Here is a 15,710-nt window from a genome sequence, read left to right as displayed (position 1 = left end):
GATTTGAACACTCGCCCAGAAGGTATGCAGTTTTCTGCGTCCAACGCCTAATCTCATGGGATGCCCGCCCCCGCCCCTCTCCTCGATGTGTACTCGCAGCCGACTCTGTCGACGCTTGCGCCGTCGGTACTCGCTTCTCTCGGAGTGAGCGGCGAAGCGAACCGTCTCGATCTACAGCCCAGCAAGAAGACCGTAATTCTGCTGGTAGACGGGATGGGCGCGAACTTGCTCGCCCGCAACGCCGAACACGCACCATTCCTGAATTCACTGATCGGAACGCCCATCCGGGCAGGCTTCCCCACGACGACGGCCACCAGCATCGTCTCACTGGGGACCGGTCTGCCTTCGGGAGCGCACGGCATCACCGGCTACCAGTCCTACGTCGAAGAAGCCGATTCGGTGTTCAACTGGCTGGGTTGGCACAGCGCGGGCAAGAAGGAATCTCAGACCGACTCCATCGTCCCGGAAACCCTGCAGCCGCAGGCCACGACGTTCGATCGCGCCGCCGCAGCCGGCATCACCGTTACAACCGTCGTACCGTCGAAGTTCGACGGCAGCGGCCTCACCCGTGCCGGGATGCGCGGTGCCCAGTTCGCCGGAATCCAGGCATACGGAGACCTCCTCGCTCGCACCGTGGCGGCGTCGAAATCTGCCGACCGCACGTTCACGTACTGCTACGTCAGCGAGATCGATGCACTCGGCCACGTCTACGGACCCGAGTCCGAGCCGTGGATTTTCCAACTGATGCTGGTCGATCGACTGGTCGAGCAACTCGCCGCGGCTCTCGGTCCGGACGTGAGATTGCTGGTGACGGCAGACCACGGAATGGTCGACGTGTCGGACGAGAACAAGATCGACTTCGACAACACTCCGATTCTGTCCAAAGATGTACTCGCTCTTGCCGGTGAACCTAGATGTCGTCACATCCACACCCGAGAAGGCGCTGCACAAGATGTTGCCGACCGCTGGCGCGCCGAACTGGGTGACCGCATGTGGATCGGGACGAGGTCCGAGGGCATAGTCGCAGGATTGTTCGGGCCTGCAGTGCATTCCGAGTATCACGGCCGGATCGGTGATGTCATCGCCATTGCGTCCGGGGACGTGGCCGTCGTACGTCGATCTGTCGAATCGGGACTGTCCGGCCTCCGTGGACAGCACGGCGCCCTCACTCCGGACGAACTGCTGGTACCGCTCTTGTCCTCAGGACAGCAGTAGGGCTCGCGCCCGGCGAATCTCGGGAACACCGACGACCTTGCATGCGCCCAACAGGACGACGGCACCGACGGCCGCACCCGCCGACAATGAAATAACAGCAGCAAGCCTGGGCTCGGGAACTCGGTTCTGAACCGCCACCACCAAAGCGAACGCACAACCACCTGCCAGAATTGCCGCCGCCGAAATCCTTCCGACGGCGGCCTGCACGCGACGGAATCCCAACAGCCCGTATCGCTTTCGAAGAAGGATATGGCCGAGTACCGCTCCACACACGTAGGAGAACGAGCCGGCGGCACAGACGGCCAGGACCAGCCTTTCGTCACTAGCCGACAGTGACGCAAGAAGGACGAGCGCAGTCTTGGCGACCACCATCACCAGGGCGATCACCGCGGGAGTTCGGGTGTTGTTGTCGGCGTAGAACACTCGCAGCTGAAGCATGACCATCGCAAAGGGCACCAGCCCGAATGCACTGACCGCAACGGCCGTCCCGATCAACCGGGCACTGCTGCCGTCGACCCGGCCGAAGAAGATCAAGGTGGTCAACGAGGGACCGAACACCATGAGCGCCACAGTCACCGGGATCAGCGCCACCACAGAATACCGGGCTCCCCGGCCGAGATCGGATACGACGCCGACGTCGTCACCCGCAGCAACCGACCTGGCGATCCGCGGCATCAGCACCGTCAACAACGACACACCGAGAATGCCGTACGCCACTTGAAACAACAGATCCGCGTGCGTGTACATCGAGTAGACGTGACGGGAGAGAGTGACCTTCATCGTCACCCACACACCGATCTGGCCGGCAACGACGTACACAAGTACCCAGCCGAGCAACGGCGCCCCGACGCGCACCGGTCGCCAGGTGTGCGGTACGACGCGCACGCGAAGGCACCACCGAAACCCGTTGCGGTGCAGCGCTCGAGCAACGACGGCGGTTTGCGCCACGATCCCGAGCAGAGTGCCGATACCGATCACCAGAACCTGCGCGGTGGTCATCGACTCGGGAGTCAGAGCCACCGGTCCCGGGATACACAGGAAGACCGCGACCGTCACCAGAAGGACGACGTTGTTGATCACCGGTGCCCAGGCCGGCGCGCCGAATACCGATCGAACGCTGAGCACAGCCGTCATCATCGCCGTGACGCCGTAGAAGAAGATCTCCGGAAGGAGCAAGTACGCGAAGAGCGTCGTCAGCTCTCGTTGAGCCGGATCATCGATCACGGCCGAGACCAGAGGCGGCGCGCACACCACGGCCACTACCGTCACGAGCGCAAGAGCCAGCGCTCCGACGGTGAGAACGCGCTGCGTCTGCTCTCGTTCGAGCGTCCGCCCACGGCTCCGTTGCCGCGTCAGATACGGAAGCAGGACGCTGGCGAGAATCCCGCCGAGGAGGAGCTGATAGACCATGTTCGGGAAGCTGTTGGCCGCGTTGTACGCATCACTGACCAGGGCGATGCCCAGGACCGCGGCAAGGGCAAGGGTGCGGACGAAGCCGGTGATCCGACTGACCGTGCTGGCGAGCGCCACTTGCCCGCCCATCTTCGCCAAGCTGCCGCCCGTCACACCATTACGTTCGGACTCCCGTTCGGACTCCCCCACGTTCTCGACCATCTCGCCAGAGTGCCACATCGCAGACGTTCGACGATCCGGACGGAAACGGAAGGGCGCCCCGAACCGTGGGTTCGAGGCGCCCTTCCGTAAGGAACAATCAGGCGGATTCCGCTCCAGCCAACGGCGGCATGACGACAACCTGACCGGCGAAGGACAGACCCGCACCGAAGGCGAGAAGCAATGCCTTGTCGCCCGGCTTGCACTGGCCGTCGCGCAGCATCTGCTCCATGGCGAGCGGGATCGAGGCCGCGGACGTGTTGCCCGTCTCGGCGATGTCGTTGGAGACGGGGAAGCCCTCGGGCAGCTTCATGCTGCGAGCGATGACCTCGTTGATGCGCTGGTTTGCCTGGTGCGGCACAAAAGCGTCGATGTCCTCGATACCCAGCCCCGACTTCTCCAGGGTGCGAGTGGCGACCTTGCCCATCTCGAAGGCAGCCCAGCGGAACACCGCGGTACCGGCCATCTTGATCCACGGACGAGGTCCGGTCGGGTTCTTGGTGTAGTCGAGCCAGCTCGGCTCCTGAACGATGGCGTCGGACTGGCTGCCGTCCGAACCCCACTCGACCGGGCCGATTCCGACGGTGTCGCTCGGGCCGACGACAACTGCGCCTGCGCCGTCACCGAAGATGAAGCGCACGCTGCGATCGGTGGGCTCGGTGGCCTCGCTCATCAACTCGACGCCGACGACGAGTACGTGATCAACCGTGCCACCGCGAACGAGGTCGCTGGCCACTGCAAGAGCGGTACAGAAACCGGCGCAGCCTGCCGCGACGTCGAAAGCAGCCGGACCCTTGATGCCGAGCTCGTGGGCGACGATGGACGCAGCCTGGGGAGTCTGCAGGTCCCACGTCGACGTCGCGATGATCACGGCGCCGATCTGCTCAGGGGCAATGCCGCTGACGTCCAGTGCTTTACGGGCCGCGCTGATCGACATCGCGAGGATGCCTTCACCCTCGCCGGAGAACCGGCGCGACTTGATACCCGATCGCGTCTGGATCCACTCGTCGGTGGAATCGATCAGCTCACAGATCTCGTCGTTGGTCACGACTCGCTCCGGGCGGTGAACGCCGAGCCCGAGAAGGACGGACTGCCGACCTCCGGCCACACTGGCAATCGGCTTACCCATTGATCGATCTCCTCGTTGGTTTCTGGTGATGACGCGCATTCGACATCACACGTTACGTACAGGACATAAGCCCCTGCCTCTCAGGTCACCGTTCGATCACGGCAACAACATGAGGCTGGCTCACATTACGCTTCGGTCAGGTATGTAGTCCAGATCCATGATCAGGCGCGCAAATGAGCTAGAACTGCCAAAACACGACGATGCCCGCTTTCGGAAGCCGACAGGCCGAGTTTTGCGAAGATATTTCCTATGTGCTTGCTCACAGCAGTGTCGCTGACGACCAGTTTCCTGGCGATTTCCTGATTTCCCAACCCCTCCGCCATCAGTCCGAGAACTTCGGACTCGCGTGGAGTCAGCGATCTGATCGGATCGTCGGCGCGTCGACGGCTCATCAGTTGGGATACGACCTCGGGATCCATCACCGTTCCACCGTCGACGACCCGGTTCAATGCGTCGACGAACTCGGCTACCTTCCCGACTCGTTCCTTGAGCAGGTACCCGACCCCGCCGGCGCCTCCTGCCAACAATTCACCGGCGTAGCGATCCTCGACGTACGCGGAAAGGACCAGGACGGGAAAGCCCGGGCGAAGCTTGCGCACCTCGATCGCCGCTCGAAGTCCCTCGTTGGTGAAAGTAGGAGGCATCCGGACGTCGAGCACCGCGGCGTCGGGGGCGGTCTCCTCGAACACCGTGAGGAACTGCGCGGCGTCGGAGACAGCAGACACCTCGAAGCCCTCTCCGCGGAGCAGCAGTGCCAGCCCCTCTCGCAGGAGAGCGTCGTCCTCGGCAATCAGAATCCGCACGGTAGTTCCACCCTCATCGTTGTCGGTCCACCCTCCGGGCTCTCCAATACTGCGGTTCCTTCGAAAGCCTCGACCCGGCGTCGAATACCCGCCACGCCGCCGCCCGGGCGTTCGTTCGCGCCGCCGTGACCGTCGTCGATCACGTCGATGAGCATCGTCTCACCCGACGAGTCGTCCGACGTCTCCGTCCGTGCCGTGACGGTGACCCTGCGGGCTCCGCTGTGTTTTGCGACGTTGGTCAAGGCCTCGGCGACGACGAAGTACGCAGCAGCCTCGACGGCAGCCGGGGCACGGCGGAGCTCGTCGATCTCGAGTACGCAGGGCACGGCGGAGCGCCCGGCGAGCGCCGAGATCGCGCCCTCCAGACCCAACTCGTCGAGGATCGGCGGGTAGATGTCGTGCACCAACGTCCGGAGTTCGCTCAACGCCTCGGTGGCCGCATCCTGGGCCCGATGCAGTTGTGGCAGAGCCTGGTCCGGATTGTTCTGCAACGACCGCTCGGCCATCCCCAACATCATCACCACCGCGACCAGACGGTTCTGCGCTCCGTCGTGCAGATCCCGCTCGATGCGCTTGAGTTCGGCCGAATGCGCGTCGAGCGCCGCAGCGCGGCTGGCCGTCAGGGCGGTGACGCGCTTCGAGAGGTCCGAACGCGTATCCGGCGCAAGCAAAGTCGTGGTCGACCAGCTGATCCATTTCGCCATCGCGGGGATCAACCACCACGCGATCAGGAAGTACAGGATGCCGATCAACGGCATTCCGGCAGCGCCCAGCCACGACGTCACGGGGTACGGATTGTTGACGGGTTCACCGGCGGGCATCTGCTGCCAGTACAGCGGGACGGCAATCGCATTGAGCGCACCGAGTGGCAGAGCAATGGTCAGCATCGCCGCGACGAAAGCACCCAGACCATGAATCGACAACCAGGCCGCGTCGCGCCTCGTCGACTGATCGGTGAGGAACCGGCTCCAGTCCCCGAATGTCGGATTGCTGGGCATCGGTGGGTATCGCTGCAGAACAGGGCGTCCGGTGTACGCAGCGGTGCGTTTGCGAGCCAGGCCGGCCCACCACCGGAGCACTCGCACGTACGACGGCAACAGCAACCAGCCGACGATCAGAATCGAGAGCGACAACAGAATGAGACCGACCATCAGAAAGAACAGGGAAACCACAGCTGCCGCGCCCTCGACGAGCACGTACACCGCAGCCCTGGTTCTCTTCTTCACTGCCCCAGCATGCCGCACCACACCGCACGATCCACTACAGCTGGCTACACCATTGATTCGGGACTCTGCTGGATGTCGACGAATGGCGAATCTCCATAGCGTTCTTCCCATGAAGAATCGACACTCGGTCCTCGCCCCGCCGGCTCCTGGTGCCACGGGAGCTCGAACATCTGCCGTGCGACTCGAAGGGGTCAGCAAGGTCTACGGCAACGGCCGCGGCGCCGTGACCGCCCTCGACAACGTCAGCCTCACTCTGCCGCGCAGCACCTTCACCGCAGTGATGGGCCCGTCCGGATCAGGTAAGAGCACTTTCCTGCACTGCGCCGCGGGCCTCGACCGACCGAGCAGCGGATCGGTGTGGCTGGGCGACACCGAAATTTCACAACTGAAGCCGAAGGCCCGCAGCATCTTCCGTCGCGATCACATCGGTTTCGTCTTCCAGGCCTACAACCTGCTCGGCGCTCTCGACGTCGAGCAGAACGTCACGCTCCCCCTACTCCTCGCCGGGCGACGAGCCGACAAGCAGTACCTGACCTTCGTCCTGGAATCCGTCGGACTCGGATCACACCGAAAGCGCAAACCCTCCGAACTGTCCGGCGGTCAGCAGCAACGCGTCGCAATCGCGCGCGCCCTCGTCACTCACCCCGACGCACTCTTTGCCGACGAACCGACCGGCGCCCTCGACTCCCGTAGCGCCAAGCAGGTTCTGGAGTTGTTGCGCCGGACAGCCGCCGAGTTCGATCAGACCATCGTCATGGTCACGCACGACCCGGTGGCCGCGTCGTACGCCGATCGTGTGCTGTTCCTCGCCGACGGGAAACTTGTCGGGCACATCGACCGCCCGACCCCGCAGCAGATCGCCGAGCGCATGACACACCTCGGGGACTGGTGATGATGAAAGCGCACACCTTTGCGCACCTGAAAGCGCATCGCTCCGGTTTCGTCGCCGTGTTCGTCTCCGTATTCTGCGCAGCGCTCCTCACCTGCGGTCTGGGTGTGCTGCTGGAATCGGGAGTGCGAGGCGGTGTCTCACCACATCTCTACGCCGGTGCCGACGCCGTCGTGAGTGCGCCACAGGCGCTCGAGGTCAAGGAAGACGCCGATCAGCCCTTTGCCGAGCGAGTTCTCCTCGCCGGCGATACGGTCCGCAAGCTCGACGCACTCGATGTCACCGTGGTTCCCGACATCTCCGTCCCCGTCAGCACCGCCGAGGGCGTCGTACTCGACGCACATCCTTGGGAAACAGCACAATTGGCGCCGTACTCGCTCATCGAGGGGCGCGCTCCGCAGAGCCGCGACGAGGTGGTCTCGACCACGGGCGCCGCGCTCGGCGAGCGAATCACGCTGGCTCACGGCGCGGTAACGGACGAGTACACCGTCGTCGGCACAGCTGATTCGGCTTCGGTGCCGTCACCCGACCGTCCGGCACTCGTCTTCCTCGACGACGCAGAGGCCGAACGGTTGTGGCCGCACCAGAACGCTGTCACCGCAGTCGGATTGATCGCTCCCGAAGGCGTGGATGCTGCCGCTCTCGCCCACGATGCACTCGCCGGAACCGGTGCGGAGGTCTCGACCGGCACTGCACGCGGAGGCATCGAATTCCTCGACGCCGGTGCCGCGCGGACGCAGTTGATCGTGCTCTGCGCGTCGTTTGCCGGTCTCGCGTTGATGGTCAGTATGTTCGTCGTTTCCAGCACGCTGTCGCTCTCGATCAACGCCAGGCGCCGAGAGTTCGCTCTGTTGCGGGCAATCGGGGCCACCACGCGGCAAGTGCACGTCATGATCGGACGTGAAGTGCTGCTCGTTGCTGCTGCGGCGGCAGCTCTCGGCGCGGTGCCCGGATACCTGCTCGCCCGAGTACTGGGCGCGCAGTTCGCCGACGCCGGGGTCATGCCCACCGATTTCGCGCTGGCGTACAGCCCGCTTCCGGCGATCGCAGCTCTCCTGATCTGCGTACTCACTGCCCGCGCGGCAGCGGCGATCGCGGCAAGACGACCGGCGAAGCTCGACCCCGTCGAAGCGCTTCGCGAATCCGAAAGCGGCCCGGCGAAACTGAGCCGCGGACGCATCGTCACCGGGCTGATCTTCGGCGCCGCCGGCCTCAGCGCCTGCGTCCTCCCTGCTTTCCTGCCCGGCAGCGTGGCGGCCGCTGGAGCCGGTTCGAGCGCACTGTTGTTGATCTTCTCGGTCGCGCTGCTCGGCCCCTTCTTGGTGCGCGGCATCATCAAGGTGATCGGCGGTCCGCTGCGCCGCAGTGGGTCGGCGTCCAAAGTTCTCGCTGCCGCCAACGCCGAATCCAATTCGAGACGGCTCTCGTCGGCGGTTGTTCCGTTGGCTCTCGCAATCGCACTGGGCTCGGTGCAGTTCTTCAGCCAGAGCACCGTCGCCGCCGAGGCGACCAACCAGTCGATCAAGGGCGTCACCGCCGACCTGATCGTCGGCGCACCGGCCGGTATCGCTCCCTCGCTCCTCGAGTCGATCGCATCGGTGCCCGGAGTGAGTGCGGCAAACCCGGTGGTCCGCAGTCAAGTCCTCCCGGTACCCAGCGGTGAGGAAGGCGGCTCAGCCGACAGCGCGATCGCGGCCCAGGGCATCGACGCCGCCAGCGCCGACGCGACCCTCGATCTCGCGGTGACCGAGGGCGACCTCAGCGCTCTGACCGGCGATACCGTTGCCGTGAGCGAAGACGGCGCCTTCACCCTCGGAGCCAAGGTAGGCCAGCGCGTCGACCTCTATCTGGGTGACGGAACACTGGTACATCCCATGGTCGTCGCAAAATATGGTCGCGGCCTCGGATTCGGGGACGTGACCATGCCGATCGAGACTTTGCGTCAGCACTCCACCGACGCTCTGATCGACACCGTTCTGGTTGCTGCCGAACCCGGACGGTCGGCCGAAGTCCAGCAGTCGTTGCGCTCGTTCCCCTCGATCGCCGCGATGAACCAGGACCAGTTCGGGGCCGCGGGCGAAGATCAGCGCCGTATGCAGTCGTGGGTCAGCATCCTCGCCGTCCTCGTCCTGCTCGGCTATCTCGCAGTCGCAGTCGTGAACACCCTGGTCGCCGCCACTGCCGAGCGTTCCCGCGAGTTCGCGCTCCTTCAACTGGTGGGCTCGCGGACGAGGCAGGTCCGAGCAATGATGCGCATCGAGTCGTTGATGGTGGTGGGAATCGCCGTCGTGGTCGGATCACTGATCGCCCTGCCGCCTCTGATGGGCATTGCCGTAGCGGTGTCCGGGCAGCCGATCCCGGCGATTTCACCGGCGATTTACGGTTCCATCGTCGCGGTGACCGCTGTTCTGGGATTTGTCTCCATCGCGATCCCGACGCGCGCCGCTCTACGCAAGAACCCGATGGACGGAGTGCGTAACCACTGAGTGGCACTACCGTCGTCATCTATGGATGCGGCGGCCTGGGACAAGAAGTACGAAGAAACCGAGCTCGTCTGGGGCGCTCCTCCCAACGAATTGCTGGTGGAATACGCGACGGCCCTCCCCCACGGCCAGGCACTGGACCTGGCGTGCGGCGAGGGCCGTAACGCGTTGTGGCTCGCGACTCGCGGTTGGGAGGTCACCGGCATCGACTACTCGGCCGTCGCGATCGAGAAAGCCCGCACGATCGCGGCCCGCTCACCCCGATCGGTTCTCGACCGGCTCGACTACCGATGCGGCGACGTCACCGTCGCGGATTACGCCTCGAGGAACGGGCAGGGATACGACTTGGCCCTGCTTCTTTACCTTCATCTGCCCGCACCACAACGCACCCTGGTTGTGAACCGTGCCATAAATTCTCTGAAACCTGACGGAATCCTCATGATTTTGGGTCACGACCGAAGCAACATCGACTACGGCGTCGGCGGGCCGCAAGATCCCGAAATCCTTTACACACCAGAAGAATTGATGCAGGAGTTCCGCGGAAAGCTCGAGTTCGAGATCGCCGGAAATCCCCACAGGCACACCGAAACGGGAATCGCGGTCGACGCGCTTGTCATCGGACGCAAATCCGGTGTTGGCAATGCAAAGAACGGCTAGTAACATGTATTAAGTTACCGACGAGTAATAAACTTCGGGCGGTACTAGGAGTGCTGGACCGCACCACCTCACTGGGAGAAGCAGAAGACATGGGCCATTACAAGAGCAACGTTCGGGACCTGGAGTTCAACCTCTTCGAGGTTCTCGGACTGGAGAAGCCACTGAGCGAAGGCGCTTGGGGCGACCTGGATGCCGACACTGTCCGCAACATGCTGGCAGAGGTCGCACGCCTGGCCGAGGGACCGCTTGGCGAATCTTTCGCCGATGCGGACCGCAACCCCCCTGTCTTCGATCCCGAGACGCACACCGTTGCACTTCCGGAATCCTTCAAGAAGTCGTTCAAGGCTCTGTGGGATGCCGAGTGGTACCGCATGGGATTGAGCGAAGAGGTCGGCGGCGTGCCGGTTCCCCGCTCCGTCGTGTGGGCCATCGGTGAGCTGATCCTGGGCGCACAGCCTGCAGCGCACATGTACCAGGCCGGACCCGCCTTCGCGGACGTGCTGTTCAACAACGGCACCGAAGAGCAGAAGAAGTGGGCAGCCACCATCGTCGAACGCGGATGGGGCGCCACGATGGTCCTCACCGAGCCCGACGCCGGCTCCGACGTCGGTGCCGGACGCACCAAGGCGATCAAGCAGGACGACGGCTCCTGGCACATCGAGGGCGTCAAGCGCTTCATCACCTCGGCCGACTCGGACGACCTGTTCGAGAACATCTTCCACCTCGTTCTCGCTCGCCCCGAAGGCGCCGGACCGGGCACCAAGGGCCTGAGCCTGTTCTTCGTCCCGAAGACGCACTTCAACTTCGAGACCGAAGAGTTCGGCGAGCGTAACGGTGTCTTCGTCACCAACGTCGAGCACAAGATGGGCCTGAAGGTCTCCGCCACGTGTGAGGTCACCTTCGGCGGACACGGCATCCCCGCACAGGGCTGGCTGGTCGGCGAGGTCCACAACGGCATCGCCCAGATGTTCGACGTCATCGAGCACGCTCGAATGATGGTCGGCACCAAGGCAATCGCCACCCTCTCCACCGGTTACCTCAACGCTCTCGATTACGCCAAGCAGCGCGTGCAGGGCGCAGACCTGACCCAGATGACCAACAAGGCAGCACCGCGCGTGACCATCACGCACCACCCCGACGTGCGTCGTAGCCTGGCAATGCAGAAGGCATACGCCGAAGGCCTGCGCGCGGTGTACCTCTACACCGCAGCACACCAGGACGAGGTTGTCGCCCAGCTCGTCTCGGGCGCAGACAAGGACACCGCGTTCCGCGTCAACGACCTGCTGCTCCCGATCGTCAAGGGCGTCGGCTCCGAGCGTGCGTACCAGTACCTGACGGACAGCCTGCAGACCCTCGGTGGCTCCGGCTTCCTGCAGGACTACCCGATCGAGCAGTACATCCGCGACTCCAAGATCGACTCGCTGTACGAAGGCACGACGGCCATCCAGGCTCAGGACTTCTTCTTCCGCAAGATCGCTCGTGACCGCGGCGTCGCGCTCGCTCACGTTGCGGGACAGATCAAGACCTTCATCGACAGCGAAGCCGGCAACGGTCGTCTGAAGGCGGAGCGCGCACTGCTCGCCACCGCACTCGAAGACGTCCAGGCCATGGCTGCCACGCTCACCGGCTTCCTCATGGGAGCTCAGGAGCAGCCCACCGAGCTGTACAAGGTCGGCCTCGGCTCCGTCCGCTTCCTGATGTCCGTCGGCGACCTGCTCATCGGCTGGCAGCTGCTCCGCCAGTCCGAGATTGCTCTCGCAGCACTCGACAACGGCGCTTCCGACAAGGACAAGGGCTTCTACGAGGGCAAGGTCGCCATCGCGTCCTTCTTCGCCAAGAACGTCCTGCCCGAGCTCACCGCTTCACGCGAGATCATCGCGAACACCGAGAACGACATCATGGAGATCGACGAAGCAGCATTCTGATTCGTTCCTGATTCATGAAAAGTGCCGGTCCCGAGAACGTTTCGGGGCCGGCATTTTCGGTTGTCGGCACTCGGTGGTGACTGGTGTCATCTGCGCTCGATGGTCGGGCAACTGATCTGCGCGGACAGTACCGACGTCGTCGGTTGCTCGCCCGGTCGTGCCGCCGTACCCGCCAGGGAAAGCGCCACGCGCCTGCGGTCCGGAGAACTGACTATTTCGACGGACTTGTCGTCGCCACCGCCGAAGGACACGAACTGTCCGCTCTGATCCGAGAACTTCATGATCGCGGACCCGTGCTGACCTGGTTCGGGTTTCTCGTTCACGTAGACCTGCAACTGGAAATCACGTCCCGGATATTCGCCGCCGCCGTCGTACTCGTAGAAGGAACTCGTGTGCACCTCGTAGGCCCACTGACGGTGACCGGCGGGCAGCGAATCCGCCCAGTTGTGCTCGAAACACGTGACGGATCCAGGCAGCGAGACATTGGCTGCGCCGCTCCACCCACCGGACAGGGTGATGGCTCCGTATGGCGCTGCTTCGGACTCGTGCCGATCGGAGGGCAAGGGCGGCACCGTCAAGGGTCCGACATTGCGACCGGTGAACTCGAAAAGCCTTTCGCTCGACACGAACGGGGGCGACTCGCGCTCACCGGCACAGGAGACAACCGACAGGGTGGCCATGACCAGCACCGCGCACATCCCGCGTCTACGAACCGGCACCTCGACTCCCCCGTTCCGTTTCCAACAGAATACATACCGTTCGGTCTCCAAGTTGCCGGACGTGTCCGACACATCCCATTCATGGGACAGCTCGCCCGCTACCGATGTGATTGGGTGAGCACGAACGTCCACTGAACCAGCACTCGGTTCTTTCGAAGGCCGAGTAGATCAACAGACAGGTGATCATCGTGGTCGCACCAGAGCACGCACAACCCGATTACGCCCCTGACCTGGCATTGACCGCCACGGACTTGGCGCTCGACGGCCCATGGGGGCCGGTGTTCGGACCCGTCAATCTCGAGATTCGTGCGGGCGGTGTGACCATCCTCGAAGGCTCGGCCGGTTCAGGACGTACGTCCTTACTTCTGACACTCAGCGGGCGAATGAAAGCCAGTTCCGGATCACTGTCCGTCTTCGGTCGAACGCGTCCCCGAGAGATCTTCGAGATCGCCGGGATCGCCGGGTTCGAGGACATCGACGAGCTTGCCGAGTCCGTCACCGTCCGCGATCTGATCACCGAACAAATTCGCTGGGATGCTCCCTGGTACAAACTCGTCGGACGCGCCGGAGACCGCGAACTCGAAGCGGTGTGCGCTCCCGTCTTCGGCGATCATCCGTTGCCTGCGCTCGGCCGATACGTCAGCGATCTCGGGGAACTCGAGGCGACCCTGCTGCGTATCGCCGTCGCGAACACGAAGAAGCCGGCCTTGCTGGTCGTCGACGATCTCGAACAGGTGCGGCGTGACTCCGAACGTGCATACCTCGTCGAGCGACTGGTCGAGATGGGGAGCTACCAGACCATCATCGCGTCGACCGTCAACCCGCTGCCCGACGGATCACCCATCGATGCCGTCACCCTGCTCCAAGAAGTCACCAATCCCGACCAAGAAGGGGCGAGGTAACCGCGATGCTCGCTGGAATGTCTCTCGGAACCGAACTCAAGCGGTTCTCCCGCGGCGCGATGCCCAGGATCGCACTCGTCACCATCATCTTGATGCCACTGCTGTACGGCGCGATGTACCTGTGGGCCTTCTGGAATCCGTTCGGTGAGGTCAACAAGGTCCCCGTCGCGCTGGTCAACACAGACCGCGGTGCGATGGTGCAGGGTCAGGAACTCAACGCGGGCGACGAGGTAAGCCAAGCGCTGCTCGATTCCGGTGAGCTCGATCTCCACCTGGTCTCACAGCAGGAAGCCGCTCAGGGAGTCTCGGACGGCACGTACTACTTCTCTCTCACCTTGCCTGAGAATTTCAGCGAGGCCGTGGCCTCCCCGACGACCAAGGACCCCCACAAAGCTCAGTTGCAGTTCACCTTCAACGACGTCAACAACTACCTCGGCACCATCATCGGCCAAAACGCCGCCCAGCAGGTCCTCAGTCAAGTCAGCGACAAGATCGGCGCGCAGTCCGTCGAGACGGTCCTGGTCGGATTGACCGACGCGGGTGCAGGTTTGAAGCAGGCCGCCGACGGAGCACTCCAGCTCTCGGCCGGAGTGAACACTGCCAACGCCGGAGCCGGCGAATTGGCGTCGGGCTCGAAAACGCTGGCCGACAACATGGTTACCGCACGTGACGGCGCAGCCACTCTTGCCGGCGGTACAGCGCAACTCTCGACCGGTATCAATACCGCCACGGACGGTGTCCTCGCACTGACCGACGGTTTGGGGCAGCTCGATCTCGGGGCCGTCCAACTGGGCGACGGCGCAAGCCAACTCAGTGGTGGCGTCACCCAGGTCGTCGACCAGCTGAGCGTACTCGGGAACACACAAGCAGACGTCGCACAGCTGGTCGGTCAGGCAGTGGCCAGCCTTCGACTGAACCCGGATCCCGTCAGCCAACAGATCGCCAACGCCCTCGCGCCTGCCCAGGACATGCTGCGCACTCAGGGCTTCGGCGAAGCGACCATGGGTCAACTGGGCGAACTCAAGAGCGGCGCACAACAACTCGCTTACCAACTCGACGATCCCTCGAGCACCTTCCGCGCCGGGCTCAGCGCCGCGGCCAACGGCGGCGGTGAACTCCGCAACGGCCTGGTACAGCTGCGTGACGGCGGTCAGCAAGTCAACGACGGCGCTCAAACCCTCAGCAGTGGACTGGTTCAACTCACCGACGGCAGCGTCCAACTCTCCGACGGTGCAGCCAAACTCGCCGACGGAACCGAGCAACTCCGTGCCGGGTCTGCCGAACTCGCAACCAAACTCACCGAGGGCGCCGGCCAGGTTCCCAGTTGGACCGATCAGCAGAGAACAGCAACCGCTCAAACCCTCTCCAGTCCGGTCGAGCTGCAGGAGACCTACGAGAACCGGGCAAGCACCTTCGGTACCGGTTTTGCTCCGTTCTTCCTGCCCCTCGCACTGTTCGTGGGCGGCATCATCACCTGGATGCTGCTCAAGCCGCTCCAGAACCGGCCTATCGCAAACGGACTCGGCGCGCTGCGAGTGGTCCTCGCCTCGTACTGGCCGGCCTTGCTCATCGGCATCTGCCAGGTGATCGTGATGTACCTGGTCGTGCACTTCGCCGTTGGCCTGCACCCCACGCACGCCCTCGGCACCGTCGGATTCCTGATGCTCATCACTGCCACGTATATGGCGTTGATCCAGGCGTTCAACGCCATCTTCGGAGTCTCCGTCGGACGCGTGATCACCCTGGCGTTCCTGATGCTGCAACTGGTTTCGGCCGGCGGCATCTATCCCGTGGAAACCACCGCGAAACCGTTCCAGATCATCCACCCGTTCGACCCCATGACCTACGCGGTGAACGGGCTTCGACAACTCACCGTCGGCGGCATCGACTCGAGGCTGTGGGTCTCGATCGCCGTCCTCGGCGGCCTTCTCGTCGCCTCACTCGGGGCCAGTTCACTTGCTGCACGCCGAAATCGGCAATGGACCATGGACAGGCTGCATCCGCCGATCGAAGTCTAGGTCAGGGTCTCCGGCCAAGGCTCCACGGTCAGCGCAGGCCATTCCCTGCGCCACCGTGCTGCCTTGGCCTCGTAAACCTCTCGCGGCGCCAGCACCGGGAGGGGCGGACGATCATGTTTTGAAGCTGCCTCGC

The 15,710-nt window shown here is 63.8% G+C and carries 12 protein-coding genes; 7 read left to right on the top strand and 5 right to left on the bottom strand.

Translation table 11 applies throughout. The features are described from left to right. Positions 1 to 60 precede the first annotated feature (60 nt). Complete coding sequence (locus BH682_RS05510; RefSeq protein ID WP_058227328.1) at positions 61 to 1,215, top strand: alkaline phosphatase family protein; 1,155 nt, start codon at positions 61 to 63, stop codon at positions 1,213 to 1,215. On the opposite strand, the gene murJ is transcribed toward BH682_RS05510, so the two are convergent. The 4 genes from murJ to BH682_RS05490 all read right to left on the bottom strand — a co-directional run bounded on the left by murJ (position 1,201) and on the right by BH682_RS05490 (position 5,984). Continuing rightward, the gene (murJ, locus tag BH682_RS05505; protein ID WP_223304494.1) at positions 1,201 to 2,829 is read right to left on the bottom strand and encodes a murein biosynthesis integral membrane protein MurJ; all 1,629 of its coding nucleotides are present in this window, start codon (positions 2,827 to 2,829) and stop codon (positions 1,201 to 1,203) included. The two genes, BH682_RS05510 and murJ, sit on opposite strands and share 15 nt — an antisense overlap. Positions 2,830 to 2,926: 97 nt before the next feature. Continuing rightward, positions 2,927 to 3,955 carry a beta-ketoacyl-ACP synthase III gene (locus tag BH682_RS05500; protein ID WP_003945837.1) on the bottom strand — a complete coding sequence of 343 codons (1,029 nt, stop codon included), beginning with the start codon at positions 3,953 to 3,955 and terminating at the stop codon, positions 2,927 to 2,929. Positions 3,956 to 4,116: 161 nt separating this feature from the next. After that, on the bottom strand, positions 4,117 to 4,758 hold the full coding sequence (locus tag BH682_RS05495) for a response regulator transcription factor (protein ID WP_003945784.1): 642 nt from the start codon (positions 4,756 to 4,758) through the stop codon (positions 4,117 to 4,119). After that, complete coding sequence (locus BH682_RS05490; protein ID WP_223304493.1) at positions 4,746 to 5,984, bottom strand: sensor histidine kinase; 1,239 nt, start codon at positions 5,982 to 5,984, stop codon at positions 4,746 to 4,748. The genes BH682_RS05495 and BH682_RS05490 overlap by 13 nt, the downstream gene beginning before the upstream one ends. 109 nt (positions 5,985 to 6,093) lie before the next feature. On the opposite strand from BH682_RS05490, the gene BH682_RS05485 reads away from it, so the two are divergent. The 4 genes from BH682_RS05485 to BH682_RS05470 all read left to right on the top strand — a co-directional run bounded on the left by BH682_RS05485 (position 6,094) and on the right by BH682_RS05470 (position 11,938). Then, positions 6,094 to 6,876 carry an ABC transporter ATP-binding protein gene (locus tag BH682_RS05485; protein ID WP_051649487.1) on the top strand — a complete coding sequence of 261 codons (783 nt, stop codon included), beginning with the start codon at positions 6,094 to 6,096 and terminating at the stop codon, positions 6,874 to 6,876. After that, on the top strand, positions 6,876 to 9,359 hold the full coding sequence (locus tag BH682_RS05480; protein ID WP_075832359.1) for an FtsX-like permease family protein: 2,484 nt from the start codon (positions 6,876 to 6,878) through the stop codon (positions 9,357 to 9,359). Before BH682_RS05485 ends, BH682_RS05480 begins: the two co-directional genes overlap by 1 nt. 21 nt (positions 9,360 to 9,380) lie before the next feature. Further along, complete coding sequence (locus BH682_RS05475; protein WP_007734580.1) at positions 9,381 to 10,013, top strand: class I SAM-dependent methyltransferase; 633 nt, start codon at positions 9,381 to 9,383, stop codon at positions 10,011 to 10,013. 89 nt (positions 10,014 to 10,102) lie between these two features. Next, positions 10,103 to 11,938 (top strand): acyl-CoA dehydrogenase, encoded by a 1,836-nt coding sequence (locus BH682_RS05470; RefSeq protein ID WP_007734578.1) that lies wholly within the window; start codon positions 10,103 to 10,105, stop codon positions 11,936 to 11,938. An 86-nt stretch (positions 11,939 to 12,024) separates the two neighbouring features. On the opposite strand, the gene BH682_RS05465 is transcribed toward BH682_RS05470, so the two are convergent. After that, positions 12,025 to 12,657, bottom strand: a complete 633-nt coding sequence (locus BH682_RS05465) for a hypothetical protein (protein WP_223304492.1) — start codon at positions 12,655 to 12,657, stop codon at positions 12,025 to 12,027. Positions 12,658 to 12,836: 179 nt separating this feature from the next. Between BH682_RS05465 and BH682_RS05460 the strand changes: the two genes are divergently transcribed. Further along, positions 12,837 to 13,559: an ATP-binding cassette domain-containing protein gene (locus BH682_RS05460; protein ID WP_054826521.1), complete on the top strand. Its 723-nt coding sequence runs from the start codon at positions 12,837 to 12,839 to the stop codon at positions 13,557 to 13,559. Positions 13,560 to 13,564: 5 nt separating this feature from the next. Continuing rightward, on the top strand, positions 13,565 to 15,577 hold the full coding sequence (locus BH682_RS05455; RefSeq protein ID WP_058039138.1) for a YhgE/Pip domain-containing protein: 2,013 nt from the start codon (positions 13,565 to 13,567) through the stop codon (positions 15,575 to 15,577). Positions 15,578 to 15,710 lie beyond the last annotated feature (133 nt).

Origin of the sequence: Rhodococcus sp. YL-1 (assembly GCF_001942025.1) — a bacterium.
GTDB lineage: Bacteria > Actinomycetota > Actinomycetes > Mycobacteriales > Mycobacteriaceae > Rhodococcus_F > Rhodococcus_F qingshengii.
This window is presented reverse-complemented; position numbering and strand designations above follow the sequence as displayed.